This is a genomic window from Chromohalobacter sp. HP20-39 (assembly GCF_033052815.1).
Taxonomy (GTDB): Bacteria; Pseudomonadota; Gammaproteobacteria; order Pseudomonadales; family Halomonadaceae; genus Chromohalobacter.
Genome location: NZ_JAWHTP010000360.1, coordinates 1 through 330, shown reverse-complemented (window position 1 = coordinate 330; position 330 = coordinate 1). Strand labels below are relative to the sequence as shown.

The 330-nt window shown below is 63.6% G+C and carries 1 protein-coding gene; it reads right to left on the bottom strand.

Going from position 1 to position 330, the window contains the following annotated elements; translation table 11 throughout:
* The coding region (locus RVY79_RS18370; RefSeq protein WP_317465975.1) for an FAD-dependent oxidoreductase at nt 1–330 on the bottom strand (330 nt) is incomplete at both ends.

The window sequence follows — 330 nt, the reverse complement described above, 5'->3', positions numbered from 1 at the left end:
CGTGGCAGAATCGGCGATCACCTTGACGAGGCCCGTCGTGTCGCCCAGCGCACGCGCGCGGCCATTGGCCATGAACGGGAAGGAACCAATTCGATAGGCGGTGCCCTGCTCTTTGAGCTGCTGCTCGGTGCGGCCTACCCAGGCAATCTCCGGGCTGGTGTAGATGACGTTGGGGATCGTATTGAAATCGACGTGACCGTGCTGGCCGGCAATGCGCTCGGCAACTGCGACACCTTCCTCTTCCGCCTTGTGCGCCAACATCGGGCCACGCACCACGTCACCGATGGCCCAGATGCCGGGCACACTGGTGCGGCATTCATCGACCACCAC